The following is a 25,313-nucleotide window of genomic DNA, read 5'->3' on the forward strand; positions in this document are numbered from 1 at the left end:
CGGCGGCCCGTCAGCCCGGGACCGCGGCCGCCAGCACGACGAGGACGGCGGTGCCGCCCACCTCGCAGGCCGCGCCCAGCACGTCGCCGCTCATCCCGCCGAACCGGCGCCGGGTGTGGTGGGCCAGCACCACCACCAGCAGCGCCGCGAGCAGGACCGCCCCCAGCACGGCCGCCGTCGTCACGACGGTGCCCGCCGGTCCCGTCGCGGCCAGCGTCACGGTGGCGGCCGAGGCCAGCCCGGCCCACCACAGCGGCGCGACCCACACCGGCTGTGACCCGGCGACCGTCGCACCGAGACCACCCGGGCGCGCGGCGGGCGTGCCGCGGCGCGCGACCCAGCAGAACCCGGCGCGCCCGGTCGCCGCGGCCAGCGCACAGACCACCAGCACGACGACCGGTGGCGCGGCCACCAGCTGGGCGAGTGCCGCGGCGCGGGCGCCCAGCACCACCAGCAGCGTGACGACGGCGAACGGTCCCGCCCCGCCGTCGGCCATGATCCGCAGCGCCCGCTCCGGCGGGCCGTAGCTGCCCAGACCGTCAGCGGTGTCGGCGATGCCGTCGACGTGCATCCCGCGCGTCGCCAGGGCACCCGCCCCGACCGTGAGCAGGCCTGCGACCAGCGGGGACACCCCGGCCGTGACCAGACCGGTGAGCAGCGCCCCGCCCGCGACGCCGAGCCCGGCACCGACCAGCGGCGCCCAGCGCAGAGCGGCCGCGGCGACGCCGTCGGGCAGCGCGCCGTCGTCGGCGGTGCGTACCCGGGCCGGCACGACGGTCAGCCAGCTCACCGCCAGCGCGAGTCCGGCGAGGGGACCCGGCCGGGGTCCGCTCACCGCCCGGCGCCGGCCGCCGCGATCACGTCGCCCGGCACGACGCCGGTGTCGCGCGCCGTCCCGGTCTCGGCGAGCAGCCGCGCCGCGGTCACCACCAGCGGCAGCGCCGTCACCGCGGCGGTGCCGTCCTCGGTGCGCACCGCCAGGTCCAGCAGCGGCACCAGCGACAGGTGCTCCAGGACGAGCGTCGCGGCCGGTTCGGTCGACGGCTGCGCCGCGACCCACCAGTCCTTCGCCCCGGGGGCCAGCTCGTCGGCCAGCAGCGCTGCCGCGCCGACCGCCAGACCGTCGAGCACCGCGGGCACCTTCCGCTCCGCGGCCCGGGCGAGGAAACCGGCGAGCACGATCAGGTCCGTGCCGCCCACGGTGCGCAGCAGCGCCAGCGGATCGCGCAGGTGCGGACGCGCCCGGCGCAGCGCGTCGCGGATCGCGACGGCCTTGCGCATCCAGGCGCGGTCGTCGATCCCCGACGCCCGCCCCACGACGGCGACCGGCTCGGCCCCGGTCACGGCCGCGACCAGCGTCGCGGCCGGGGTCGTCACGCCGACGGCGAGCGTCGCCGGGATCAGCAGGTCCGCCCCGGCGTCGATCTCGGCGTCGGCCAGCCGGCGCCCGGTCAGCCAGGCGGTGGTGGCGCGCTCACCGTCGAGGGCGTCCTCGCGGTCGATCCGGCCGGTGCCGTGGGCGACGAGCCAGCCCGGTTCGGCACCCTCGGCCCCGGACACCAGCCCGACGTCGACGACCCGCACGGTCGCCCCGGCGGCCCGCGCGGCGACGGTCACCGGCAGCCGTCCGGCCGCGGCGGCGGTCGCCCGCACCGCGGACACCTCGGGCGGGTAGGCCGAGACACCGTTCGCGGCGATGCCGTGGTCGGCGGCGAGCAGCACCACCCGGGCGCGCACCGGGGCCTGCGGCGGGCAGGTGCCCTGGCAGGAGGCCAGCCACACACCCAGCTCACCCAGCCTGCCGAGCCCACCGGTGGGCATCGCGAGCCCGTCCACCAGCGCGACGGCCTCGCGGCGGCTGCGGGAGTCCGGCCGTCCGACGGCGACCGGGACGATCTCGACGTCGGACTCCGACACCGAGTCGGGCGTCGGCGCGGCCCCGGCGACGGCGCCCGCGGCGGCTCCGGTCGCGGGGACGACCGCACCCGGCACCCCGGCCGGGGTGCCGGCGACGTCGCCGGCGGGATCCGCGACCTCCGCCCCGGCGGCCCCGGCAACGGGGACCTCGGGCTCCGGGACCTCTTCTGCCGGGACCTCGGTGACCGGGGCCGGAGCGACGGCCGGAGTCCCGGCGGTGCCACCCGGGGGCAGCGCGAGCGCCCGCCCCGCCACCACCAGCACGACGTCGTCGCACACCCGCGCGAGGGCGGCGTTCAGCTCGCCGAGGCGGTCGCGGAACAGCCGCCCGGCGCGGGTGTCCGGCACGACGCCCAGCCCGGTCTCGGCGGAGACCAGCACCAGCGGCCCGGGCGCGGCGGCGACCGCGGCGACCAGCCCGTCGACGGCGGCGTCGACGCCGGCGGGCACGACCGGGGCGGCCCAGGCGCCGGCGTCGTCCAGGACACCGGTCAGCCAGGTCGCCAGGTCGTCGACCAGCACCGGGCCGGGCCGGGCGAGCGCGGTGGCCAGCTCGGTGCCGACGACCTCCTCGGTGGTCCAGTGCGCGGGGCGCCGGGCGGCGTGCGCGGCGATGCGGGCGTCCCAGTCGGTGTCGCCGGGGATCCGCCGACCGGTCGCCAGGTAGCGGACCGCCGCGTCGCCGGGCAGCCCCTCGAGCAGTACCTCGGCGTGCCGCGACTTGCCGGAGCGCGTGCCCCCGAGGACGAGTGTCCGCAGTTCGACGGGAGGAGTCACGCCGCACATCGTGTCCTACCGGTCCCCGGTAGCGTCGCGAAGGTGCTCGATCATCTGGTCCTGGCCACCCCCGACGTCGACGACACCGCCGCTGACCTGGCCGGACGTCATCTCCACACGATCGAGGGCGGGCCGCACGTCGGTGTCGGCACCCGCAACCGGCTGGCCGGGATCGGGCCGGGCCGCTACCTGGAGGTCGTCGGCCCCGACCCCGCCCAGGACGAGCCGGGCGCACCGCGCCCGTTCCGGATCGACACCCTGACCGCGCCCGCCCTGGTGACCTGGGCGGTGCGCGTCGAGGACCTCGACGCCGCGCTCGCCGCGGCCCGCGCCGCCGGGCACGACCCGGGACCGGCCCGGGAGATGTCCCGCAGACGCCCGGACGGCACGCTCCTGGCGTGGCGGCTCGCGTTCCCGCCCGACGACGCGGGCGGGGTGCTGCCGTTCCTCATCGACTGGGGCACCACCCGGCACCCGGCCGCCGACCTCCCGGTCCCGGCGAGCCTGCGGACGCTGCGCCTGACCCATCCCGAACTGGAGCGGGTGACAGCGCTGCTCGACGCGCTCGGCGCGGGCGGGGAGGCCGAGGTCGTCGCGGGGGAGACGCCGTCGCTGCAGGCCGTCCTGGACCTGCCCGGCGGGCCGCTCGTGCTCTGAGCAGGTGCGGCCCGCCGGGGGTGTCAGACCGTGTCGCCGCGCTTGACGCGCGGCTTGGGCACCCGCATCCGTCGCGGCTGGGTGGCACGGGAGAACGCGTACCACCCGGTGCCGAGGCCCTTGATCTCCTCGTCGGGGAACTTCGCGCGGGCCTTCTTCAGGACCTGCATGCCCAGCAGGGTGCCCTCGACAACCATCACGATCAGCATCAGGAACGTGAACAGCGTGACGTACTGCTGGATCATCGGGTTCTGGATCAGCGCCGCGACCAGCACGAGCGCGGCCAGCGGCAGGAACAGCCCGATGACGTGCGGGCGCGAGTCGACGATGTCACGCACGTAGGCCCGCACCTTGCCGCGGTCACGGGGGAGCAGCACGCGGTCGTCACCGGCGTCCATCCGCTTGCGGCGCTCCAGCGCCTTCGCCCGGCGCTCGTCCTTCGACGGCCGGGTGGCGCGGGCCAGCTTCGCGGCCTCCCGCTGGGTGCGCGGCGGGGGCGGCGCGGGGCCGCGCCGCCTGCCTTCGGCGTCACGGCGCTTCGGCGTCGCCCGGCCCTTGCCGGGGGTGGTGCGGGGACGCGAGCGGGTCGCGCCCTCGTCCTCCGTCTCCGCAGCGTCCGTGTCCGCCGGGGACTCGACGGCCGTCTGACCGGCCTGGTCGGAACTCTCGGAGCGGCGCAGGAACCTCACAGGAGCTCACAATACGGGCCGCCGCTAGCCTGCCCCGCATGCGCATCGTGGTGGCTCCCGACTCGTTCGGCGGAACGCTGAGCGCACGGGAGGCGGCCGAGGCGATCGCCGCGGGCTGGCGTCGCGGGGTACCCGGCGCCGACGTCGCGATCGTCCCCCTCGCCGACGGCGGCACCGGCTTCGCGGAGGTGCTGCACACCGCGCTCGGTGGGACCCTGCACGAGCAGGAGGTCACCGGTCCGCTCGGCGACCCGGTGACCGGTTCCTGGCTGCGCGTCGGGGACACGGCCTACCTGGAGTGCGCCTCGGCGTGCGGCCTGCACCACGTCCCGCGCGAGGACCGGATCCCCGGGGTCGCCCGCACCGCGACGACCTCCGGGGTGGGGGAGCTGCTCGCCGCCGCCCGGGACGCCGGGGTCACCACCGCCGTCGTGGGGCTGGGCGGGTCCGCCACCACCGACGGCGGCGCCGGCCTGCTGGCCGCCCTCGGCGCCGTCCCCGTCGACGAGGACGGTCTCCCGCTCCCACCCGGCGGCGCGTCCCTGGACTGCTGTGCCCGCCTCAACGGGACACCCGACCTGGGTGGGATGACCCTGGTCGCGGCGAGCGACGTCGACAACCCGCTGCTCGGACCGCACGGCGCCGCCGCGGTGTTCGGCCCGCAGAAGGGCGCCGACGACGCCGCGGTCACCGAGCTGGACCGCGCGCTGACCGTGTTCGCCGGGGTGCTCGCCGGCCTGGCCGGGCGAGAGGTGCGCGACCTGCCCTCGGCAGGGGCCGCGGGCGGTCTCGGTGCCGCGCTGCTCGCCCTCGGCGCGCGGGTCGAGTCCGGTGCCGGGCTGGTCCGCGACCTGGTCGGGCTCGACGCCGAGCTGGACGCCGCCGACGTCGCGGTGACCGGGGAGGGCAGCTTCGACTGGCAGTCGCTGCGCGGCAAGCTCGTCACCGCAGTCGCCCGGGGCGCGGCCGACCGCGGCACGCCGTGCGTGGTGCTGGCCGGTCAGGTGAGCGTCGGGCGCCGGGAGGCCGCCGCGGCGGGGGTCGACGCCGCGTTCGGGGTGGCCGAGGAGTTCGGGCTGGGGGCCTCGCTGGCCGACCCGGCCGGGACCCTCGCCGACCTGGCCGAACGTGTCGCCCCGCGCTGGAGCCGGTGATCCCCGTCACCCTCCCGGCGACGAATCGCACGGTCTCCGCGCGGATGCGGACCTGCGGGACGTCGTACTATGGATTCCGACGCCCGGTGGGAACAGGGCGGACCACGCACGTTGTTGGGAGAGTCATGACCGTTGACAACACCGTGAACGCGGGCGCGACCACGGAGCAGACGCACGGCGTGGAGCTGACCGACTCCGCTGCCGTCAAGGCGCGCACCCTGCTCGAGCAGGAGGGCCGTGACGACATGCACCTGCGCATCGCCGTGCAGCCCGGTGGCTGCGCCGGCCTGCGCTACCAGCTCTTCTTCGACGACCGGTCGCTCGACGGTGACCTCTTCCGTGACTTCCAAGGTCTCAAGGTCGGCGTCGACCGAATGAGCGCCCCGTACCTGCAGGGTGCCACGATCGACTTCGTCGACACCATCGAGAAGCAGGGCTTCACGATCGACAACCCGAACGCGGGCGGCTCCTGCGCCTGTGGCGACAGCTTCAACTGACGTCGCACGACATCGCCTCCGAAGGGCCCCGCCGGTGATCTCCGGCGGGGCCCTTCGGCTCGGGTGACGTAGGCTCCCCCGTGTGCCTATTGCCGTGACGGGGTCGATCGCCTCCGACAATCTCATGCACTTCCCCGGGAAGTTCTCCGAGCAGATCCTGGCCGAGCAGCTCGACCGGATCTCGGTCAGCTTCCTGGTCGACGACCTGACGATCCGCCGGGGCGGCGTGGCCGGCAACATCGCCTTCGCGCTCGGTGTGCTCGGCCAGAACCCGGTGCTGATCGGCGCCGTCGGCGCCGACTTCGCCGAGTACCGGAAGGTCCTCGACGACCTGGGTGTCGACACCTCCGGGGTGCACACCCACGACGACGTCCACACCGCCCGCTTCGTCTGCACCACCGACGACGACATGAGGCAGATCGCGTCCTTCTACACCGGCGCGATGGCCAAGTCGAAGGAGATCGAACTCGCCCCGATCGCCGAGCGCGTCGGCGGGTTCGACCTGGTGCTCATCGGCGCCAGCGACCCCGACGCGATGCTGCGCCACACCGACGAGTGCCGCGAGAAGGGCTACCCCTTCCTCGCCGACCCGTCCCAGCAGCTGGCCCGTATGGAGGGTCCCGAGGTGAAGCGCCTCATCGAGGGCGCCACCTACCTGGTCACCAACGACTACGAGTTCGAGCTGCTGCTCAAGAAGACCGGCTGGACCGCCGAGGAGATCGGCGCCAAGGTCGGCACCCGGATCACCACCTTCGGCGAGCGGGGTGCGCTGATCGTCGAGGCCGACGGCACCGAGACCCGGATCGACGTCGTCCCGCCGACCGAGCTGGTCGACCCGACCGGTGTCGGTGACGCCTGGCGCGCCGGGTTCCTCACCGCGCTCGGCGCCGGGCTGTCGCTGGAGCGCTCGGCCCAGCTGGGCGCGCTCATCGCGACCTACGTCCTGGAGTCCGACGGCCCGCAGGAGTGGACCTGGGACCGTGACGCCGCCCTCATCCGGCTGCGCGACGCGTTCGGTGACGCCGCCGCCGACGAGATCCGGGCCGTCCTGCCCGGCTGACCCCGCCGTAGTAGCCGAACGGGCCGGCACCCCCAGGGGTGCCGGCCCGTCGTCGTGCGGGGACCGCTCAGATCTTGACCGGGTAGGTCGGGGTCGGGACCTCGGGAACGATCCGCTTCTCGACGAAGATCCCGTGCCACAGCAGGAAGACCAGCACCGCCCAGATCCGGCGGGAGTGGTCGACCGGGCCCTCGCGGTGCGCGTCGAGCATGCGGTGCACGGCCTGCAGGTCGATCAGGTGCCCGGCACCGGAGTTCTGCAGGATGTCGCGCGCCCAGGCGTACATCTCGTCGCGCAGCCAGTGCCGGATCGGCACCGGGAAGCCCAGCTTCGGCCGGTTCAGCACGTGCGGCGGGATGATGCCCTCGCAGGCCCGCCGCAGCGCGTACTTCGTGGTGCCGTTCGAGCCGTGGGTGATCTTCTGCGACTGCGGCAGCGACGAGGCGATGTCGAAGACCTCGGGGTCGAGGAACGGCACCCGCAGCTCCAGCGAGTGCGCCATCGTCATCTTGTCGGCCTTGACCAGGATGTCGCCACGCAGCCAGGTGAACAGATCCACGTGCTGCATCCGGGCCACCGGGTCCCAGTCGTGGCTGGCGAAGTAGTGCGGCGCCGTCACGTCCTGGTGCGACACCCGCGGATCGTAGCCGCGCAGGACCTCGTGCAGCTGGTCGTCACGGAAGATGCGGGCGTTGCCGTAGTACCGCTGCTCCATCGACAGCGAGCCGCGGCGCAGCAGGTCCTTGCCCCGCATGCCCTCGGGCATCTTGCGCGACGCCCGGCGCATGAGCGGCTTGAGCGTGCCGGGGACCTTCTCGAACGGCGACAGCGACAGCGGCTCGCGGTAGATCGAGTAGCCGCCGAACAGCTCGTCGGCGCCCTCGCCGGACAGGACGACCTTGACGTGCTGGCGGGCCTCTCGGGCGATGAACCACAGCGGGACCAGCGCCGGGTCGGCGACCGGGTCGTCGAGGTACCAGATGATGAGCGGCAGGGCCTCCATCATCTCGTCCGGCTTGACGGTGCGGACGACGTGCCGCACGCCGATCGCCGCGGCGGACTCGGCGGCCACGTCGACCTCGGAGTAGCCCTCGCGCTCGAACCCGGTGGTGAAGGTGATCAGGTTCGGGTTGTGCTCCTTGGCCAGCGCCGCGATCGCGGTGGAGTCGATACCGCCGGACAGGAACGCACCGACGGTCACGTCGGCCCGCATGTGCTTGGCGACCGAGTCGCGCAGCACGTCGGCGATCTCGCCGTGCACGATCGCCTCCGCCTCGGCGCTGGCCGGGGCGTGGCTGGGCAGCGAGATGAACTTCGGCGCGAAGTAGCGCTGGTGCAGCGGCTCCTCGCCGGGGCGCACGGTGACGTGCGTGCCGGACTCGACGCGCGAGATCATCCGGTGCAGCGACATCGGCTCGGGCACGTACTGAAGGGTCAGGTAGTGCTGCAGCGCGGCCGGCTCCAGGTCGAGCCCGATCTCGAGCTCACCGGCCAGGGACAGCAGCGACTTCTTCTCGCTGGCGAACGCGGTGCCGACCGGAGTGGTGGCCAGGAACAGCGGCTTGATGCCGAACGGGTCGCGGGCCAGGAACAGCTCGCGCTCCACGACGTCCCAGATGGCGAAGGCGAACATGCCGCGCAGGCGCTGCACCGCGTCGGGGCCCCAGTAGTGGAACGCCGCGACGATGACCTCGCCGTCGCCGTCGGTGGCGAAGGCCGCGTCGTAGGTCTCGATCAGCTCCTCACGGAGCTCGAGGTAGTTGTAGATCTCGCCGTTGAAGACGATCGTGTAGCGGGTGTCCTCTCCCGGCACCGGCCCCCAGTGCAGGGGTTGGTGGGAATGGTCGACGTCGATGATCGACAGCCGGTTGAACCCCAGGACGAGGTCGTGGTCGTTCCACGTCTCGCTCTCGTCGGGTCCCCGGTGCCGCGCACAGCGCAGCCCGTCGGCGATCGGGTCGACCCGGGTCGCGGCGTCCGCCCCGGCGGTCAGCAATCCCAGCAGTCCGCACACACAGGTCAGTATGCCGAGTCAGCCGGACGGGTCTCGCGCGCCCCGGTGCGAAACGGTCTTCCCGCTGAGAGACTGCCGGTTTCCCCCGTGGCGGTGACGACGTTCACGCGCCGGCCGGGAACCCCCGGGGGGCGCGGCCCGACCGGGGTTCGTCTAGGCTCTACGCGAGGTCGAAGACGGTGCTCCATACGGGTGGCACAAGATCCCCTTCGGCCGCGGTGTCGTGACGGCGGAGCAGGGAAGAACGTGCTGGCAGTGCGGCGTACGCAGGAGACGACAGGAAGGCGGCGTGCAGTGGCCCGAACCGAAGGCCGCGCCCGGATCGCCCGGGCGGCGAAGGTGGCCGTGGTCGGCCTGCTGGCTGCGCCGGCTCTGGCCGGTTGCTCGGTCCAGGAGGTCATCCGGTTCGGGTGGCCCGAGGGGGTGACCCCCGAGGCCGAGTCGATGCGCGACCTGTGGACCTGGTCCGCGATCGCGGCGCTCGTCGTCGGCGTCATCACCTGGGGAGTGATGTTCTGGTCGATGATCCTGCACCGGAAGCGCAAGGACGACGACGGTTCGCTCCCGCGTCAGACGCAGTACAACCTGCCGGTCGAACTCGTCTTCACCGCGATCCCGACCGTCATCGTGGCCGTGCTGTTCGGCTTCACGGTGAACGTGCAGAACTACATCGACAAGGAGAACCCGACCGCGGGCGGTCCGGCCGACCTGCGGGTCGACATCGTCGGGTTCCAGTGGAACTGGGAGTTCTCCTACCCGGACGAGGCGGGCCCGGCCGGCCGGCCGGTGAGCACGCTGGGCACCAGCGACACGATCCCGATCATGGTCCTCCCGACCGACCGGTCGATCCAGTTCGCGCAGCGCTCGCCCGACGTGATCCACTCGTTCTACGTGCCGGAGTTCCTCTTCAAGCGCGACGTCTTCCCGTTCCCGGAGCGGAACGAGCAGGACAACACCTACATCATCGACCGGATCGACCGCGAGGGTGCGTTCGTCGGTCGCTGTGCGGAGCTCTGCGGCACCTACCACTCGCAGATGAACTTCGAGGTGCGTGCCCTGGAGCCCGCCCTGTTCGACCGGTACATCCAGCTCCGCAAGGAGAACAACCCGCAGACGGGGCAGGCGTACACGACCGGTGAGGCGCTGCAGGCGCTGAACTGCGGCGAGTGGTGCGCGCCGGAGGCGATCAGCACGCAGCCGTTCTCGACCGACCGCGGCCAGCTGGCCGCGCAGGTCGACGGCTGAGGGAGGACGGGCACACATGAAGATCGAGTCCAGGATCTTCGAGATCGTCACCGGCTTCTTCATCCTGGCCGCGCTGGCGTACATGTTCATCGCCGGAGAGGTCGTCGGCGTGACCGCGCTGTGGCTGACCGCGGGTCTGTCGCTGATCGTCGGCACGTACTTCCGGTTCGTCTCGCGCCGTCTGGAGGAGCGTCCGGAGGACGACCCCGAGGCCGAGGTGTCCGACGGTGCCGGCGAGGTCGGCTTCTTCTCCGCCGGCAGCTACTGGCCGCTGGGTCTGGCCGCCGCGGCGGCGTTCGCCGCGCTGGGTGTGGCGTTCTGGTACGCCTGGATGATCGTCGTCGGCATGACGCTGGTGCTGATCGCCGTCGGCGGGCTGGTGTTCGAGTACCACCGGGGCCCCGCTGCCCACTGATCCACCGCACCGCACGAACGGCCCCGCCCGGGAATCCCGGGCGGGGCCGTTCGTCGTTGCCGGTGCCTCAGCTCGTCGGCTGTGCCGTGGTGGCCCTGGTGTAGTGCCGCTCGATGTCCTCGACGAGCGTGGGCCCCTCCGGCTGCCAGCCGAGCAGCGCCCGGGTCCGGTCGCTGAGGGCGACGACGTCGAGCGCGGCGAAGGCGCTCAGGTGGCCGAAGTGTTCCGGCTGCACCTCCCGTACCGGCACGTCGAGCCCGCGGCCGATCGCGCCGGCGATCTCGCGCATCGGCACGCCCTGCTCGCCCGCGGCGTGCAGCACCGTCCCGGCCGGGGCGGACTCGCAGGCCAGTCGGAACAGCCGTGCCGCGTCGGTGACGTGCACGGCGGGCCAGTGGTTGCTCCCGTCGCCGACCTGGCCGCTGATCCCGGTCCGGCGTGCGGTCTCGACGAGCACGGACACGAAGCCGGTGTCGCCCGCGCCGTGCACCGTGGGGGCGAGCCGCACGCTCGCCGAGCGCACGTCCGCCGAGGCGAGGGCCAGGACGTCCCGCTCGGTGACCATGCGGTCCGCCGCCGGGCTGTCGGCGGCGGGCGGGTCGTCCTCGGTGACGGGCGTGCCGGAATGGTGTCCGGCCAGCCCCGAGGCGATGACGAGCGGACGGCCCGTGCCCTTCAGCGGTGCGGCGAGTGCGGCGGCGGCCGCCCGGTCCGCGGCGACCGCGGCGGGGAAGTCGCCACCGAAGGCCAGGTCGTGCTTGAAGGCGAGGTGGACGACGCCGTCGACCTGCGCGGCCGTGGCGGACAGCAGCTCGAGGTCGTCCAGGTCGCCCCGGACGACCTCGGCTCCCGCCGAGTCGAGAGCGGCCGCGCCGGCGTCGGACCGGGACAGCCCGACGACGCGGTGGCCCGCCCCGAGGAGCTCGGGGACGAGGGCGGAGCCGATCCAGCCGGTCGCCCCGGTGACGAGGATGCGCATGTGGTGCCTCCGTGAGTGATGACGACCAGGTGATGTCACCTGATGACATCACCGTACACCGGGATGACACGAGGTGTCATCACGTAGGCTGCGCGCATGGGCAGATGGGAGCCGGACGCCGCCGGACGGCTGCGTGGAGCGGCCCTGGACCTGTTCGAGGAGCACGGCTTCGACGGCACGACGGTGGAGGACATCGCGTCCCGGGCCGGGGTCACCAAGCGGACGTTCTTCCGGCACTACGCCGACAAGCGGGAGGTGCTGTTCGGCGGGGACTCGGGGGAGTCGTTCGTGGCCCTGTTCGCCGCGGGGCTGGCCGCCGTGGGCCCGGACGTGCCACCCGAGCGTGCGCTGAGCGCCGCGCTGGAACACGCGGCCGGCGCGCTCGCCCCAGGGTGGGAGTTCGCGCGGCGCCGGCAGGGGGTGCTGATGGCGAACGTCTCGCTGCGGGAGCGGGAACTGGTGAAGATGGAGGCGGTCGCGCGGGTGCTCGCCGAGGGACTGCGTGACCGGGGCGTGGGCGAGCCGGGTGCGACCGTGGCGGCCGAGGCGGGCGTCGCGGTGTTCCGCACCGCGTTCACCCGCTGGGTCTCCGCCCCGGTGCCGGGTGACCTGGCGGCGGAGATCCGGGTGGTCTCCGCGGCGCTGCGCCGGGTGCTCGCCGGCGGGTGACCGGCGGCCCGGACGGGCCGGACCGCCGGCGAACGGTCAGCCGCGGGCGGCGCGGCCCAGCGCGTCGCGGGCGATGATCACCTGCTGGATCTGGCTGGTGCCCTCGTAGATCCGGAAGAGCCGGGCGTCGCGGTAGAACCGCTCGACCGCGACCCCGCGCATGTAACCCGCCCCGCCGTGCACCTGGACGGCGCGGTCGGCGACCCGGCCCACCATCTCCGAGCAGAAGTACTTGGCGGCGGCGGGCCCGGAGACCATGTCGGTGCCGTCGTCGAAGCTGCGAGCGGCGTCGAGGACCAGGCCGCGGCCGGCACGCGCGTCGGTGACCGAGTCCGCGACCAGGCCCTGGACCAGCTGGAACCGCGCGATCGGCTTGCCGCCCTGCTCCCGGGTCCTGGCGAACTCGACGGTCTCGTGGACCAGGCGGTCGGCCATCCCGACGCAGACGGCGGCGATGTGCAGCCGGCCGTGGGCCAGGCACTTGGCGGCGACGAGGAAGCCCTTGTCGATGCCGTCCTCGCCACCGACGACGTTCTCGAACGGGACGCGGACGTCGTCGAGGTACACGTCGGCGGTCCACGCGCCGAACTGGCCCATCTTGTGGTCCTTCGGCCCGACCGAGAGGCCGGGGGTGCCCTTCGGGACGAGGAAGGTCGAGATGCCGCGGTTGCCGGGGGCGTCCGGGTCGGTCCGCGCGAACACCATGATCACGTCGGCGACGGGGGAGTTGGTGATGTAGCGCTTGGAGCCGTTGAGGACCCAGCCGTCGCCGTCGCGGACGGCCCTGGTGGTGAGCGACGACGGGTCGGAGCCCGCGTCGGCCTCGGTCAGCCCGAACGAGGCGGTGACCTCACCGGACGCCAGCCGGGGCAGCCACTGCTTCTTCTGCTCCTCGGTGCCGCCCTCCAGCAGCACGTGCCCGGCGATGCCGTTGTTGGTGCCGAACAGCGAACGCAGCGCAGGGGTCGTCCAGCCGAGCTCGAACGCGAGCCGGACCTCCTGCGACGCGGTCAGGCCGAGGCCGCCGTACTGCTCGGGGATGGTGAAGCCGTAGAGGCCCATCTCCTTGCACTGGGCGACGATGCGCTCGGGGACGGCGTCCTCGGCGTCGATCCGCTCCTCCTGCGGCACCACCTCGGTGCGGATGAAGTCACGGACGGAGTCCAGGACGTCGGTGAGGTCGGCGGGGTCCACGGGCACACCTTCTCGCGTCGTCGCGTCTGTTACCGGGTGGTAGCTCACCATGTCGCCCCCGCCCCACGCGACCCCGGCGCGGCCTTCGTCACCGCCTATCCTGCGCAGGGGACGACCGGCAGGCGAGGAGGTGGACCGTGATGGCGGAGGAGCAGGCCGTCCGGCCGCGGCCGGACCCCGACGAGCCGGGCGGCAGCCACCTGGACCCGCACCTGGTCGGTGCGCTGGAGGGCTGGGGCAACGGCGCGCTGCGCGAGTACCTGCTGCGCGACGGCGGCCTGCACCTGCCGCACGCGCCGGGCTGGCCGTCGACGTGGCCGGGACGCACCCGGCTCGGCGCGCAGATGGCGTACCTGCTCACCGGGCTCCCGCTGGCCATCGTGTGCGGTGTCGTCGTCCTCGTCGGGCTGGTCCTGGGCTCTGGGACGTTCGTGGTCTGGATCGGGCTCCCGATCACCGTCGGCACGCTGGCCGCCGCGCGCGGGTTCGCCGAGTTCGAGCGCCGGGCGACCGAGGCCGCGACCGGGCGCCCGCTGCCGCCGCACCACTACCGCCCGAACCGCGGCCGGCGGTTGATGGGCCGGTTGTTCCGCGCGCTGGCCGACCCGCAGAGCTGGCGCGACGTCGCACACGCCGTGGCGGCGCTGCCGCTGCGGGCGGTCACCGCCGCCGTCGCACTCGCCTGGTCGGTCACCGGGCTCGGCGGCCTGTTCTACGTCTTCTGGCAGTGGTCGCTGCCGCGCGGCGAGGACGTCTGGACGCTCTTCGAGTCGGTCACCGGCATCCACTCCACGGCCGGCGACATCGCGCTCAACACCGGTCTCGGCGTGCTCCTGCTGGTGACGCTGCCGACGGTGGTCCGCTGGCTGACCGACGTCCGGGCGCTGCTCGCCCGTGGCCTGCTCACGAACCAGACCGCGGCGCTGCGGGCCAGGGCGCAGGCGCTGGCGTCGGGTCGCCGCGCGGCCGTCGCCGCGGAGGCGCAGACGCTGCGCCGGCTGGAGCGCGACATCCACGACGGCCCGCAGCAGCGGCTGGTGCGGCTGGGCATGGACCTCGAGGCGGCCGTCCGCCGGCTCGACGACGCCCCGGAGAAGGCCCGTCCGCTGCTGCACGAGGCGCTGGAGCAGAGCCGCGAGGCGCTGTCGGAGCTGCGGGCGCTGTCCCGCGGGATCGCCCCGCCGATCCTCGCCGACCGGGGACTCGGTCCCGCGCTGGCGGCCGCGGCCGGGCGCAGCCCGGTCCCGGTCGACCTGGACGTCGGGCTCGATCCCGGCTCCCGGCTGCCCGCGCTGGTGGAGAACACCGCGTACTTCGTGGTGTCCGAGGCACTGACCAACATCGCCAAGCACGCGGAGGCGTCGACGGCGACGGTCACCGTGACCGTCGACGACACCCTGCTGCGGATCGTGGTGACCGACGACGGCCGCGGCGGGGCCCACCTGGGGAAGGGGCACGGTCTGGCCGGGCTCGCGGACCGGCTGGAGATCGTCGAGGGCCGGCTGGACGTCCGCAGCCCGGCCGGCGGTCCCACCGAGCTGACCGCGGAGGTACCGGTCGCCGGGCTGGGCGAGGCGTGACCGAGGATGGCTCCATGACGATGCGCGTGGTGCTCGCGGAGGACTCGATGCTGCTGCGCGAGGGCCTCGTCCGGTTGCTGGAGGAGGCCGGGGCGACCGTCGTGTCGGCCGTCGGTGACGGTGAGGCGCTGGTCGCGACGGTGGCCGAGCACGAACCGGAGGTCGCCGTCGTCGACGTGCGGATGCCGCCGTCGTTCACCGACGAGGGGCTGCGGGCCGCGCTGGAGATCCGGCGGTCGCACCCCGGCGTCGGGATCCTGGTGCTGTCGCAGTACGTCGAGGAGTCCTACGCGACCGACCTGCTGGAGGCCGGTGGCGGGGTCGGCTACCTGCTCAAGGACCGGGTGTCCAAACTGGCGGACCTGTCCGACGCGCTGACCCGGGTGGCGGCGGGCGGCACGGTCCTGGACCCGGAGGTGGTGTCGGCCCTGCTGACCAACCGCCGTCGCCGGGACCCGCTGGCGGTGCTGTCCCCGCGCGAGCGGGAGGTGCTGGAGCTGATGGCGCAGGGCCGCACCAACACCGCGATCGGGCGGCTGATGGTGATCACCCAGGGCGCGGTCGAGAAGCACATCTCGTCGATCTTCACCAAGCTCGGGCTGCCCCCGTCGTCGGACGACCACCGCCGGGTCATGGCGGTGCTCGCCTGGCTGGAGAGCTGAGCCGGGGCGGCGTCAGGGGAACCGGCCGGTCCGCCCGGCCGCGTCGAGCAGCCGGGTCAGCCCGGCCGCGTAGGTCGCGACCCGGGCGTGGAAGTTGGGGACGGCGGGGTCCGGGTCCGGGCCCCAGGCGTTGACCCCGGCGAGCCGCCCGCCGACGACGACCGGGGCCCCGCTGTCGGTGGGGCGGTGCGGGGCCATCGGCGTCCCCGGCCCCGGCGCGGCCGTGCCCGCGGTACAGAGGTAGTCCGCCGGGTCGTAGCTCCACCCGTGGGCCACCGGCGGGACGACGCTGCGGGCGTCGCGGGCGGCTGCGGTGCAGACGGCGTCGTCGAGCACGACCTCCGGGGACTGCCAGAGCACCGGTTCGTCCTGCGGGGACACCCGCCAGCCGAGGTAGCGTGCCGGGCTGCTGGCCGGCGGTCCGGTCCCGGCCATCGGCAGCGGGGTGGCCCCGGCCGGCGAGTCCAGCAGCACCAGGCCGATGTCCGGGGGTGAGGTGCGGGGCCGGACGAGGCCGGTGAGGACGCCGTCGCCGCCGGCCGGGACGCCGTCCGGCGGGGTCCACAGGTCCGCCACCCCGACCTCGGTCCCGGCCCCGGTGCGCAGATCGGCCCGGCCCACGAGCACGACCATCGCCGACGGCTCGCGCCGGGCCACGCAGTGGCCGGCGGTGACCACGGCGCGCGGGGCCACGAGCGTCCCGGCACACTGCTTGACCGGCGGGCCGCCGCCGTCGGGCCGGTCGGCGAGCGCCACCACCCACGGCGCGTCGGCGGCGCGGACCGGGCCGTTCCCGGGCACCGGCGGCGGGACCGGACGGGGCCGGTAGCTCCAGACGGCGATCCCGCCCACCAGCACGACGACGGCGAGCACGGCGAGCGGCCACCGGCGGCGTCGGGCCATGCGGACGAGTATACCCGCCGGACGCCTGCCGGGCAACGGGTGTCAGACCGAGCGCAGGTCCAGCTCCAGCGCCTGCGGTCCGTCCGCCTCGACCAGCACCGGGATCCCCCAGTCCTGCTGGTACCGGTGACACGCCGCGAAGGTGTCCCCGGCGTCGTCGCAGGCCGCCGCGGCCACGGCGATCTGCAGCACGCCGGAGCCGACCGCCGGGTCGAGGCGCAGCACCCGCTGCAGCCCGGTCGCCGTCCCCGATCCGGCGAGCAGCAGCTCGGGCGGGTCCGCGGTGACGGTGAGCGACGTCGGATCGCCGAACCGGTCGTCGAGGTGCTGGCCGGTGGGCGGCACGAACCCGATCCGCAGCTCCGGTTCGGCCCCCAGCTCCAGCGGGGTGCGGCGGACCGCGTGGGCGGCCCCCGCGACCAGCGTCCCGGCCGGGACCGGGATGCGCACCAGCCGGTGCGCCGCGGACTCGACGACGATCAGGGTGTCACCGGCGGCACCGCCGGTGCGGTCCAGGAGCAGGTCCGACGGCTCGGCCAGCCCGTCGGCCAGTGTGGACACCGTGTCCGACGACGGGTCGTAGCGCCGGATCGCCCCGTTGTAGGTGTCGGCGACGGCGACCGAGCCGTCGGGCAGGACGGCCACGCCCAGCGGGTGCTGGAGCAGCGCCTGCGCGGCCGGGCCGTCCCGGTGCCCGAACTCGAACAGCCCCTGCCCGGTGGCCGTGGCGACCTGCGCCCCGGCCCCGGGGTCGGTCCGCACCCGGCGCAGGCCCGACACCTCGGAGTCGGCGACCCAGAGCGTGCCGTCCGGGCCGGTCGCCACTCCCGAGGGCTGGGCGAGGAACGCCTCGCCGAACGCCCCGTCGCGCAGGCCCTCGGTCGTCGTCCCGGCCAGGACCCTGGCCTCGCCGGTGTCCGGGTCCACGGTCCAGAGCTGGTGCGACCCGGCCATGGCGACGACGACCCGCCCCTCCCACGTCGCGAGGTCCCACGGCGAGGACAGCGCGTGGCCGACCGACCCCGGCTCGACGTGTTCGCGCAGCTGGGACCCGGTGCTGGCGAGGGTGCGCACGGCGCCGTCCGGCCAGGAGACCCGGCGGACCGTGTGGTTCGCGGTGTCGGCGACCAGCACCGTCCGGTCGTCGAGCACCAGCACGCCCTGGGGCTCGGCGAACCGGGCGGCCGGTGCCGGCCCGTTGGTCGCGCCGCGCTCGCCGCTGCCGATCCGGCGGATCTCGGTGACGAGGTCGGGACCCAGCTCGACGAGCTGGTGGTGTGCGGTGTCCGACACCAGGAACGTCCCGCCGGGCAGGGCGGCGACCTTGCCGGGGAACCGGAGCGCGGTGTCCGGCGCGGGCGGGGCGACGTAGGGCCCGCTGCCGCGGCGCAACCGGTCACCGCCCGCGGCGATCAGCTCCCGGACCAGCGCGGCCAGGCCGGGCCCGTGCCCCTCACCCGCCATCCGGGCGACGACGACGCCGTCCGGGTCGATCACCGCGAGCGTCGGCCAGGCCCGGGCACCGTAGGCGTCCCAGGTGGTCAGCTCGGGATCGTCGAGGACGGGGTGCTCGACGCCGTAGCGTTCGACGGCGGCCTCGACGGCTGCCGGGTCCGCCTCGTGCAGGAACTTGGGGGAGTGCACGCCGATGACGGTCAGCACGCCGTCCGGGCCGCCGAACTCCCGCTCGACCTCCCGCAGCTCGTCGAGCGCGTGCAGGCAGTTCACGCAGCAGAAGGTCCAGAAGTCCAGCACCACGATCCGGCCGCGCAGCTCCGCCAGCGTGAGATCCCGGCCGCCGGTGTTGAGCCATCGCCGTCCGCGCAGCTCGGGCGCGCGCACCCGCATCCTCTCGTCCACGCAGACGTCCAACGTCCCGTCCCCGCGCGGGTGTTCCGGGGCCCGGCCGGAGGACCGCCGAGGGATCCGACGGCCCGGCGCTCGGCGCTGAAGGCCCGGCTGCCGGACCGGTCGGTGCTCGCCGGCGTCGGGAGCCTGCTCGCCGACGAGACGCCGTGGCGGGCCCGGACCGATCCGCGGACCCCGGTCCGCGACCTCACCCGGACCGATCTCGACCTGCCGTACCGCAACCTGGACCGGGGAACAGGGGTGATCGTGCGCAGATCCCGTGACGTGCCCGTGACCCGCCCATCTCCGACACATCGACCCCCTGTGTTCGATCGACTACGGCGAGTCCGCGATACTGCCTCGCAGCGATCCCGAAGGAGGGAGGCGATATGCCGGAACGGGTGTCCGTGAGCAAGCGGCTGTTGGTGGCGCTCTCGCATGCGATCGAGCGCTTCGCGCTGGCCGGCGCGGACGACCAGCCGACGCTCGTCATCGCGATGTTCCAGCGCCTGAGCTACTTCGAGCGTGAGGTCGAGATGTACCGGCGGATCGCCGGGCAGAGTACGGTGACGGTGGTGGGGCTGGTCGAGGAGCTGCCGCCCGCGCTCCCGCCGGGGATCGACCACGTGCTGCTCGACGAGCCCGATCCGCTCGCCCGCGAGTGGAGCGTCACCGTGCTCAGCCCCCGGTCCGGCGCCTGCCTGGTCGCGCTGGACACCGAGACGGTCTTCGAGGACTCGCCGACGCTGGAGGCGGGCCGTCGGTTCGAGGGGTCGTGGTCCTTCCGCCGGGAGGACGCCTACCACGAGGTCCTGCGGCTGCGGCGGGCCATGGCCGGGCGCACCGCGGCGTCCACCCTGGACCGGATCGACGAGGTCCTCCGTGCGGTCGTCGCCAGCCCGCACGACGGCGGCGACTCCCGGCTGGAGGCGTCGATGCGCTTCGTCACCGACCGGATGGAGCGCGCGCTGCGCGGCGAGGCACGCAACGACCGGCAGCTCGACGACGCGCGCGAGGACGACCGCGACCGCGCGACCGGCGCCCGCACCCCGGCGTTCCTGCACCGGTGGACCGCCGGTGGGACCAGCGGGACGCTGCCGATGGGGCTGCTCGGGATCCGGGTGCCGGAGATCGAGACCATGCGCCGGTCGCTGGGGATGCGAGCCGAGTACGCCGCGCTGGAGGCCATCGGGCAGAGCCTGCGCCAGGTCCTGCCACAGCGTGCCGACCGCGCGATCCGGATCGGCGCGGCCGACTTCCTGCTGCTGTTCCCGGCCCGGCACGCCGCCGACCTGGCCCGCTACCACGACCAGGTGCAGGGCCACCTGCGCCGGTGCGAGACGCGCTACCCGTTCGTCCCGCTGCACGGCACTGCCGCGGCGGCGGTGACCCGGAACCGGCCGCTCCCGGTGGACGAGGTCATGTCGGCCGCCCGGTACAGTGCGCCGCAACACCTGCCGATCCTCGCCTGACCGGCCCGGCGTCGGGGTGGTGCACAATCACCCGATGCCGGACGAGTCGGACACCGCCCTGCTGTACGTCGACCGCGGACTCGTGCGCGCCGACCAGGGCCCGCCCGACCGGGCGGCGCAGCAACGGGCGCGCTCCAGGGCTCGGCTGCTCCGGGCACTCCGGTGGTCGTGGTCGACGACGGTGGTGCTGATCGTGCTCGTCCTGCTGCTGCCGGGCCCGGCCGGTGCCGGTCTGCTGGTCGCAGCACTCCTGCTGGTGCTCCTGGTGGCGCTGGCGGTCTTCGTCGCGGCCCGGTCCGCCCGGACCGCGCAGGCCGTCGCGGGGCTGCCGGTACCGATCGAGGTCGCCGGCCGGGTAGCACCGTCGATGCGCTCGGTACTGGCGATGAGCCGGGTGATCGGGTCACAGCCGGTCCTGCGCCGCTCCCGCACGGCCGCCGAGGGAGTCGTCCTCGTCCGCCGCTGGTCCGCGTCGGCGGAGGGGCTGCGGGAGGCGTGGCTGCGGGGCGACGTCGCCGCCTGGCACGAGCACGCCCTGTCCATGGCCGCCGCCGGCGAACGCGCCGAGCGGGTCCGCGCCGAGGTGGAGACCGGCCACTGAGCATTCGCCAACCTGACCAGGGTGTGGTGAACATGAGCGTCGGAACTGCGGCGATCGGGACGGCGTCAGCCGGATGCACGTGGGCGGGCCGCGTCGCGCAGCAGCAGCGTCGCGATCACGCTGCTCACGCCGGTCAGGGCGATCGCGACACCGACCGCCAGGAACTCCGCGACCACGCCGAACACCAGCGGCCCGACGCCCTGGCTGCAGGCCGAGCAGGTAGGCGGAGCCCACGCCGGTGACCACGTACACCGCGACGACCGCCGGGTACGGCAGGTCGAGGACGAGCGTGATCGACGCGCGCGGCCCGGCTGTGCGTCCCGCCTGCGTGCGCGCCGCCTCCGAGCGCGCCAGGACGTCGCCGGTGAGCACCTCCGCGAGGACCCTGCCCTGCCCCTGACCGGGTTGCTCCGGAGCCCTCATGATCACCGGCACGTGATCAGGTTGGCACAGGGCTCCGCGTCATGCTTCGGTCGCCGACGTCGGGTCACCCGCGGTCTCGCGATGCGTGGCGGTCATCGAGCCGAGCAGGTCGATCGCTCGCGCCGAGGGCGATCCCGGCTCGGGTGTGTAGGTGACGAGCATCTGGTCGGGCGCCGCGGGTGTCGTCCAGGTGAGGTAGGTGAGATCGAGATCGCCGACTTCAGGATGGCGCAGCAGCTGTACTCCGCCGGCCTTCTCGTGGACGTGATGCTCGGCCCACAACCGACGGAACGTCTCGCTGCGCACGCCCAGCGTTCCGACGAGTTCTGCCAGATCGGGGTGGTCGGGTCGTTGGCCCGCGGTCATCCGCAAGGTCCCGACGGTGTTGCGGGCCGCGTTGTCCCAGTCGCGCTGCCGGGCGGCGACCTCGTCGTCGCAGAACAGCAGCCAGGCCGTGTTGCGCTCGGTCTCGGGCCGTGCGGCGAAGTCGACGATCACCTCGCAGGCCAGCGCGTTCCAGCCGATGACCTGCGTGGTGCGGGTGATGACGAGCGCGGGCACGGTCAGGGTCTCCAGGAAGAAGCGCGTCGCCGCCGTCACTCGCTCCGGTGCGACGCGCGCAGTCCGAGGGTGACGGCGCGGGGGGTGAGCGAGGTGGTGCAGGTGCGCCCGTTGGGTGTCGTCGAGCATCAGCACCCGGGAGAGCGCGTCGAGCACCGACTCGGACGGTCGTCCACCCCGGCCTTGTTCGAGCCGCACGTAGTAGTCGGTGGACAGACCCACGAGCAGGGCGACCTCCTCACGGCGGAGTCCAGCCACCCGGCGGCGTCCGGTCTCGGGCAACCCGGCCGACATCGGCGTCACGGCGGCACGGCGCGCCTGGAGGAACTCCCCCAGCTCCGACTTCGACTCCCCGGGCCGTGGTGTCCTCATGCCGCCATCCTGCCGAACCCGCGCGGCCGGTGGGTAGGAGTGGGGGTACCCCGGTTGTTCGAACACCGGGTTGCCCCGTGCCCCGGGCCCGGCCGGCCTGGAGGAGAACCGGTTCGTGCCCGACGGTGGAGGCAGGTCAGTCGCGGGCCGCCGGCCTCGGCGGAGGCATTTCACCGCACGATCACTGATCTGATGGGGTCACCATGACGAACTCCGAGCGAACCGACTCCGCGCCGGCGACACCACAGCCGGCGCACCTCTCGCAGGCGAGCCTGGAGGAGAAGATCACCTATCTCCTGGATCGAGTGCAGATCGCGGACGTGGTGCAGCGGTATGGCGAGTGCACCGACATGCGTGATTTCGCCCGTCTCCGGACCTGCTTCGTCGACGAGATCGAGGTCGATCACTCGCCGACGATCGGGATGGGCCGGATGCGAGTCTCGGCCGATCGTTGGTGTGAGCTGGCCGAGGAGTTCCACAGCCAGCTCGACGGGGACGAACACATGCTCATCCCGCAGACCATGACCGTCCTGGGGGACACGGCGTCGTGTCACGTGCTGATGCACGCGCACCACTTCTACCGGCAGGCCAACGGGAGCCCGTTCCAGACCCTGGTCGGAACCTACGACATGGACCTGGTCCGGACCGACGAAGGCTGGAAGATCAGCCGCTCGATCCAGGGTGTGCACTGGTCTGAGGGGAACTGGCAGTTCCACTCCGACATCGCGGACTCGCTGACCGATGTCGGGTAGGTGTCGCGCGGTTACGCCTCTCGCTCGATCGCGGTGGCTCTCGACTGAAGTGATCCCCGTCATCCGCCGGCGGTGGGAGATCCCGGTGGGTCAGGCGGCGGCGCGGACCGCCCGCCGGCTCAGGACCAGCGACAGCACCGTCACCCCGGTGAACGCCAGCGCGGCCCCGAGCGCCCAGCCGGCGAGTACGTCGGAGAGCCAGTGCACACCCAGGTAGACGCGGGTGGACCCGACGGCGCCGGCCCACAGCACCGCGAACGCGGTGAGCAGCACCCGCCCACGGGCACGCAGGAGCGGCCACAACACGAGCACCAGCGTGGTCCAGGCGGCGGCGACCATCGTCGCGTGCCCGGACGGCAGCGACTCGTTCGCCGCCGACACCACCTGCAGGTCCGCCGGCGGCCGGGCCCGGTCGAGGACCCGCTTGACCGCGGTGAACACCCCGCTGGCGACGATCGGCACGGCGGCCAGGCACAGTCCGGCGGCCGGGCGGCCCCGGTAGGCCAGGACCGCCCCGCCGATCAGCCCGACCGCCGTGCTGCCGGCGGTGTTGCCGATCTCGGTGACCACCACCGCGGCCACGGTGACACCGGGGATCCGGTCCGCGGCGAGCCCGACTGCGGTCTCGGTGTCCCCGGCCTGGAGCACTCCGGTGTAGGCGATCGCGACGAGCACCCCGGCGAGCACCAGCAGCAGTGCCGCCACCGGGCCCGTCAGGCGGGCCGGGAGCGGGGGGCGGGCTCGATCATCCATGCCGGGATTCTCACCGGCGGGTGTGTGCCCCGCCGGACGAGGGGTGCTCATCGCCCGCGCCAGGCGCGGTAGCGGCCGATGAGCGCGGCGGTGGAGGCGTCCAGCCCGGCCTCCGCGGCGTCCGGCGGGTCCGCGGCGTGGAGCGCCGGGCCGAACTGCCGGGCCATGGCCTTGCCGAGCTCGACGCCCCACTGGTCGAAGGAGTCGACGCCCCAGATCGTGCCCTCGACGAACGTGACGTGCTCGTAGAAGGCGATGAGCTGTCCCAGCACCGACGGGGTCAGCTTCTCGGCGAGGATCGTCGACGACGGCCGGTTGCCCGGCATGACCTTGTGCGGCACGACGTCGGCCGGAGTGCCCTCGGCCGCGATCTCCGCCGCGGTCCTGCCGAAGGCGAGCGCCGCCGACTGGGCGAACAGGTTCGCCATGAACAGGTCCTGGGAGTCGGCGCCGTCCTCGCCCGCGGCGTCGTGGTGCGGCTGCGCGAAGCCGATGAAGTCGGCGGGCACGAGCCGGGTGCCCTGGTGCAGCAGCTGGTAGAAGGCGTGCTGGCCGTTGGTCCCCGGCTCGCCCCAGAAGATCTCCCCGGTGGTCGTGGTGACCGGGGTCCCGTCGCCGCGCACGGACTTGCCGTTGGACTCCATCGTCAGCTGCTGCAGGTAGGCGGGCAGCCGGTGCAGGTACTGGGAGTAGGGCAGCACAGCGCGGGTCTCGGCGCCGAAGAAGTTCGAGTACCAGATCCCGAGCATCCCGGCGATGACCGGAAGATTCTGCTCGAGCGGGGTGCTGCGGAAGTGGGTGTCCATGGCGTGCATGCCGGACAGGAACTCCGCGAAGTGCTCCTTGCCGATCGCGCACATCAGCGACAGCCCGATCGCCGAGTCCAGCGAGTAGCGTCCGCCGACCCAGTCCCAGAACCCGAACATGTTGTCGGTGGAGATGCCGAACTCCGACACCTTCTCCGCGTTCGTGGAGACGGCGGCGAAGTGCTGGGCGACGGCGCCTGCGGCGTCCGTCCCGAGCCCGGCCAGCAGCCAGGACCGTGCGTTGCGGGCGTTGGTCAGCGTCTCCTGGGTGCTGAACGTCTTCGACGAGACGACGAACAGCGTCGTCGCGGGGTCGAGGTCGAGGGTCTTCTCGTACAGGTCGGTGGGGTCGATGTTGGACACGAACCGGCACTCGAGGTCCCGTTGCGCGTAGTCGCGGAGGGCCTCGTAGGCCATGACCGGGCCCAGGTCCGAGCCACCGATGCCGATGTTGACCACGGTGCGGATCCGCTGCCCGGTGAACCCGGTCCACGCCCCGGAGCGAACGGCGTCGGTGAACTCGCCCATCCGGTCCAGCACAGCGTGCACGTCGGCGACGACGTCCCGGCCGTCGACGGTGAGCGAGGCGTCCCGCGGCAGCCGCAGCGCGGTGTGCAGCACCGCCCGGTCCTCGGAGGTGTTGACGTGCTCGCCGGTGAACATGGCCTCGGTGCGCTCCGGCAGTCCTGCCGCCCGCGCGAGCCCGGCCAGCAGCCCGACGGTCTCGCGGGTGATGCGGTGCTTGGAGTAGTCGAGCACCAGGTCGGCGCCGGTGGCGGTGAGGGCGTTGGCGCGCTCGGGGTCGTCGTCGAACAGCGCCCGCAGGTGGCGCGGCTCGACCTCCGCCGCGTGCTCGGTCAGCACCGTCCACTCGCGCGTCGCCGTGATGTCGTGGCTGTTCGTGTCGGACACGCGGGCCATCATGGCGCAGCGGGCGGTGCCGAGCGCGGCGACCCGGCCGCGGCGGCCGCCACTGCGCCGGCCGGGCGTACCGCCCGTCGCAGACGACGGGGCGCGGGACGAGCGGCCCGTCGTCTGCGACGGGCTGCAGACCGCACCGACCGTCGGTGACCCCCTGACGGGTGAGGCGACGATCACTGCGACGTCCGGGTGACGCGTCCGCCACCGGCGACACGCTGAGTGCTCGTGACCTGCGACGATGCCGCGTCGTCCGACCGTTCGACCGGTCGTGCCACGCAATCCACCGGCCACAGTGACTCCCGGCCGGGTGACGGGTCGTGGCGAGCATCTCGTCGCGTCCCGCGGTCGTCTCGTCGCGCAGAGTCGCTCGATCGGGTGGCGCCCTGGGTTCG

The 25,313-nt window shown here is 73.9% G+C and carries 23 protein-coding genes; 12 read left to right on the forward strand and 11 right to left on the reverse strand.

What is annotated here, in order from left to right; genetic code table 11:
* Positions 1 to 10: 10 nt before the first annotated feature.
* On the reverse strand, positions 11 to 835 hold the full coding sequence (locus XF36_RS08835; protein ID WP_060711614.1) for an adenosylcobinamide-GDP ribazoletransferase: 825 nt from the start codon (positions 833 to 835) through the stop codon (positions 11 to 13).
* Positions 832 to 2,694: a bifunctional adenosylcobinamide kinase/adenosylcobinamide-phosphate guanylyltransferase gene (locus tag XF36_RS33185; RefSeq protein WP_060711615.1), complete on the reverse strand. Its 1,863-nt coding sequence runs from the start codon at positions 2,692 to 2,694 to the stop codon at positions 832 to 834. Before XF36_RS33185 ends, XF36_RS08835 begins: the two co-directional genes overlap by 4 nt.
* A 42-nt stretch (positions 2,695 to 2,736) precedes the next feature.
* Between XF36_RS33185 and XF36_RS08845 the strand changes: the two genes are divergently transcribed.
* Entirely contained in the window at positions 2,737 to 3,351 is a 615-nt protein-coding gene (locus XF36_RS08845) for a VOC family protein (protein ID WP_060711616.1), read from the forward strand.
* A gap of 23 nt (positions 3,352 to 3,374) precedes the next feature.
* On the opposite strand, the gene XF36_RS08850 is transcribed toward XF36_RS08845, so the two are convergent.
* Positions 3,375 to 4,040 carry a DUF3043 domain-containing protein gene (locus tag XF36_RS08850; RefSeq protein WP_020628307.1) on the reverse strand — a complete coding sequence of 222 codons (666 nt, stop codon included), beginning with the start codon at positions 4,038 to 4,040 and terminating at the stop codon, positions 3,375 to 3,377.
* 38 nt (positions 4,041 to 4,078) lie between these two features.
* On the opposite strand from XF36_RS08850, the gene XF36_RS08855 reads away from it, so the two are divergent.
* From XF36_RS08855 to XF36_RS08865, 3 genes are all read left to right on the forward strand, one after another.
* On the forward strand, positions 4,079 to 5,194 hold the full coding sequence (locus tag XF36_RS08855; protein ID WP_060711617.1) for a glycerate kinase: 1,116 nt from the start codon (positions 4,079 to 4,081) through the stop codon (positions 5,192 to 5,194).
* A gap of 125 nt (positions 5,195 to 5,319) precedes the next feature.
* Positions 5,320 to 5,691: a HesB/IscA family protein gene (locus tag XF36_RS08860; protein WP_060711618.1), complete on the forward strand. Its 372-nt coding sequence runs from the start codon at positions 5,320 to 5,322 to the stop codon at positions 5,689 to 5,691.
* 124 nt (positions 5,692 to 5,815) lie between these two features.
* Positions 5,816 to 6,751, forward strand: coding sequence for a carbohydrate kinase family protein (locus XF36_RS08865; RefSeq protein WP_145981599.1), 936 nt, complete (start codon positions 5,816 to 5,818; stop codon positions 6,749 to 6,751).
* A 67-nt stretch (positions 6,752 to 6,818) separates the two neighbouring features.
* On the opposite strand, the gene asnB is transcribed toward XF36_RS08865, so the two are convergent.
* The gene (gene asnB, locus XF36_RS08870; RefSeq protein ID WP_043282739.1) at positions 6,819 to 8,765 is read right to left on the reverse strand and encodes an asparagine synthase (glutamine-hydrolyzing); all 1,947 of its coding nucleotides are present in this window, start codon (positions 8,763 to 8,765) and stop codon (positions 6,819 to 6,821) included.
* 294 nt (positions 8,766 to 9,059) lie between these two features.
* On the opposite strand from asnB, the gene XF36_RS08875 reads away from it, so the two are divergent.
* Entirely contained in the window at positions 9,060 to 10,010 is a 951-nt protein-coding gene (locus XF36_RS08875) for a cytochrome c oxidase subunit II (RefSeq protein WP_060711620.1), read from the forward strand.
* 16 nt (positions 10,011 to 10,026) lie between these two features.
* Positions 10,027 to 10,425, forward strand: coding sequence for a cytochrome c oxidase subunit 4 (locus XF36_RS08880; protein ID WP_060711621.1), 399 nt, complete (start codon positions 10,027 to 10,029; stop codon positions 10,423 to 10,425).
* A gap of 67 nt (positions 10,426 to 10,492) precedes the next feature.
* On the opposite strand, the gene XF36_RS08885 is transcribed toward XF36_RS08880, so the two are convergent.
* On the reverse strand, positions 10,493 to 11,404 hold the full coding sequence (locus tag XF36_RS08885) for an SDR family oxidoreductase (RefSeq protein WP_060711622.1): 912 nt from the start codon (positions 11,402 to 11,404) through the stop codon (positions 10,493 to 10,495).
* A 96-nt stretch (positions 11,405 to 11,500) separates the two neighbouring features.
* On the opposite strand from XF36_RS08885, the gene XF36_RS08890 reads away from it, so the two are divergent.
* Positions 11,501 to 12,073 carry a TetR family transcriptional regulator gene (locus tag XF36_RS08890; protein ID WP_060711623.1) on the forward strand — a complete coding sequence of 191 codons (573 nt, stop codon included), beginning with the start codon at positions 11,501 to 11,503 and terminating at the stop codon, positions 12,071 to 12,073.
* Positions 12,074 to 12,109: 36 nt separating this feature from the next.
* Here XF36_RS08890 and XF36_RS08895 read toward each other — a convergent pair whose 3' ends face one another.
* Positions 12,110 to 13,267: an acyl-CoA dehydrogenase family protein gene (locus tag XF36_RS08895; protein WP_060711624.1), complete on the reverse strand. Its 1,158-nt coding sequence runs from the start codon at positions 13,265 to 13,267 to the stop codon at positions 12,110 to 12,112.
* A 140-nt stretch (positions 13,268 to 13,407) separates the two neighbouring features.
* Between XF36_RS08895 and XF36_RS08900 the strand changes: the two genes are divergently transcribed.
* Both XF36_RS08900 and XF36_RS08905 read left to right on the forward strand, forming a co-directional pair.
* Positions 13,408 to 14,847, forward strand: a complete 1,440-nt coding sequence (locus tag XF36_RS08900) for a sensor histidine kinase (RefSeq protein ID WP_060711625.1) — start codon at positions 13,408 to 13,410, stop codon at positions 14,845 to 14,847.
* A gap of 20 nt (positions 14,848 to 14,867) precedes the next feature.
* On the forward strand, positions 14,868 to 15,509 hold the full coding sequence (locus tag XF36_RS08905; protein ID WP_060714539.1) for a response regulator transcription factor: 642 nt from the start codon (positions 14,868 to 14,870) through the stop codon (positions 15,507 to 15,509).
* Between the two features lie 12 nt (positions 15,510 to 15,521).
* Here XF36_RS08905 and XF36_RS08910 read toward each other — a convergent pair whose 3' ends face one another.
* Together XF36_RS08910 and XF36_RS08915 are read right to left on the reverse strand one after the other, a co-directional pair.
* Positions 15,522 to 16,412: a S1 family peptidase gene (locus XF36_RS08910; RefSeq protein WP_060711626.1), complete on the reverse strand. Its 891-nt coding sequence runs from the start codon at positions 16,410 to 16,412 to the stop codon at positions 15,522 to 15,524.
* A gap of 42 nt (positions 16,413 to 16,454) precedes the next feature.
* A complete protein-coding gene (locus XF36_RS08915) occupies positions 16,455 to 18,260 on the reverse strand; it encodes an NHL domain-containing thioredoxin family protein (protein WP_060714540.1) in 1,806 nt (601 codons plus the stop codon).
* A 401-nt stretch (positions 18,261 to 18,661) separates the two neighbouring features.
* On the opposite strand from XF36_RS08915, the gene XF36_RS08920 reads away from it, so the two are divergent.
* On the forward strand, positions 18,662 to 19,732 hold the full coding sequence (locus tag XF36_RS08920) for a DICT sensory domain-containing protein (RefSeq protein ID WP_168169482.1): 1,071 nt from the start codon (positions 18,662 to 18,664) through the stop codon (positions 19,730 to 19,732).
* 34 nt (positions 19,733 to 19,766) lie between these two features.
* On the forward strand, positions 19,767 to 20,333 hold the full coding sequence (locus tag XF36_RS08925) for a hypothetical protein (protein WP_145981311.1): 567 nt from the start codon (positions 19,767 to 19,769) through the stop codon (positions 20,331 to 20,333).
* Between the two features lie 462 nt (positions 20,334 to 20,795).
* Here the strand turns inward: XF36_RS08925 and XF36_RS08930 are convergent, their stop codons facing one another.
* Complete coding sequence (locus tag XF36_RS08930) at positions 20,796 to 21,689, reverse strand: helix-turn-helix transcriptional regulator (RefSeq protein ID WP_064485400.1); 894 nt, start codon at positions 21,687 to 21,689, stop codon at positions 20,796 to 20,798.
* A gap of 203 nt (positions 21,690 to 21,892) precedes the next feature.
* Here XF36_RS08930 and XF36_RS08935 point away from each other — a divergent pair, with 203 nt between their 5' ends.
* Positions 21,893 to 22,441: a nuclear transport factor 2 family protein gene (locus XF36_RS08935; RefSeq protein ID WP_060711629.1), complete on the forward strand. Its 549-nt coding sequence runs from the start codon at positions 21,893 to 21,895 to the stop codon at positions 22,439 to 22,441.
* Positions 22,442 to 22,531: 90 nt separating this feature from the next.
* On the opposite strand, the gene XF36_RS08940 is transcribed toward XF36_RS08935, so the two are convergent.
* Positions 22,532 to 23,194 carry a phosphatase PAP2 family protein gene (locus tag XF36_RS08940; protein ID WP_168169483.1) on the reverse strand — a complete coding sequence of 221 codons (663 nt, stop codon included), beginning with the start codon at positions 23,192 to 23,194 and terminating at the stop codon, positions 22,532 to 22,534.
* A gap of 47 nt (positions 23,195 to 23,241) precedes the next feature.
* Positions 23,242 to 24,912 carry a glucose-6-phosphate isomerase gene (pgi, locus tag XF36_RS08945; protein ID WP_238589189.1) on the reverse strand — a complete coding sequence of 557 codons (1,671 nt, stop codon included), beginning with the start codon at positions 24,910 to 24,912 and terminating at the stop codon, positions 23,242 to 23,244.
* Between the last annotated feature and the right edge of the window lie 401 nt (positions 24,913 to 25,313).

It is taken from the genome of Pseudonocardia sp. HH130629-09 (assembly GCF_001294645.1).
Taxonomy (GTDB): domain Bacteria; phylum Actinomycetota; class Actinomycetes; order Mycobacteriales; family Pseudonocardiaceae; genus Pseudonocardia.

Excerpts from the sequence above, each read along its gene's own strand:
- XF36_RS08855 (WP_060711617.1), top strand. The coding sequence starts at position 4,079 with ATGCGCATCGTGGTGGCTCCCGACTCGTTCGGCGGAACGCTGAGCGCA.
- XF36_RS08860 (WP_060711618.1), top strand. The coding sequence starts at position 5,320 with ATGACCGTTGACAACACCGTGAACGCGGGCGCGACCACGGAGCAGACG.
- XF36_RS08865 (WP_145981599.1), top strand. The coding sequence starts at position 5,816 with ATGCACTTCCCCGGGAAGTTCTCCGAGCAGATCCTGGCCGAGCAGCTC.
- XF36_RS08880 (WP_060711621.1), top strand. The coding sequence starts at position 10,027 with ATGAAGATCGAGTCCAGGATCTTCGAGATCGTCACCGGCTTCTTCATC.
- XF36_RS08885 (WP_060711622.1), bottom strand. The coding sequence starts at position 11,404 with ATGCGCATCCTCGTCACCGGGGCGACCGGCTGGATCGGCTCCGCCCTC.
- XF36_RS08890 (WP_060711623.1), top strand. The coding sequence starts at position 11,501 with ATGGGCAGATGGGAGCCGGACGCCGCCGGACGGCTGCGTGGAGCGGCC.
- XF36_RS08900 (WP_060711625.1), top strand. The coding sequence starts at position 13,408 with ATGGCGGAGGAGCAGGCCGTCCGGCCGCGGCCGGACCCCGACGAGCCG.
- XF36_RS08905 (WP_060714539.1), top strand. The coding sequence starts at position 14,868 with ATGCGCGTGGTGCTCGCGGAGGACTCGATGCTGCTGCGCGAGGGCCTC.
- XF36_RS08910 (WP_060711626.1), bottom strand. The coding sequence starts at position 16,412 with ATGGCCCGACGCCGCCGGTGGCCGCTCGCCGTGCTCGCCGTCGTCGTG.
- XF36_RS08915 (WP_060714540.1), bottom strand. The coding sequence starts at position 18,260 with ATGCGGGTGCGCGCGCCCGAGCTGCGCGGACGGCGATGGCTCAACACC.
- XF36_RS08925 (WP_145981311.1), top strand. The coding sequence starts at position 19,767 with ATGCCGGACGAGTCGGACACCGCCCTGCTGTACGTCGACCGCGGACTC.
- XF36_RS08930 (WP_064485400.1), bottom strand. The coding sequence starts at position 21,689 with ATGAGGACACCACGGCCCGGGGAGTCGAAGTCGGAGCTGGGGGAGTTC.
- XF36_RS08935 (WP_060711629.1), top strand. The coding sequence starts at position 21,893 with ATGACGAACTCCGAGCGAACCGACTCCGCGCCGGCGACACCACAGCCG.
- XF36_RS08940 (WP_168169483.1), bottom strand. The coding sequence starts at position 23,194 with ATGGATGATCGAGCCCGCCCCCCGCTCCCGGCCCGCCTGACGGGCCCG.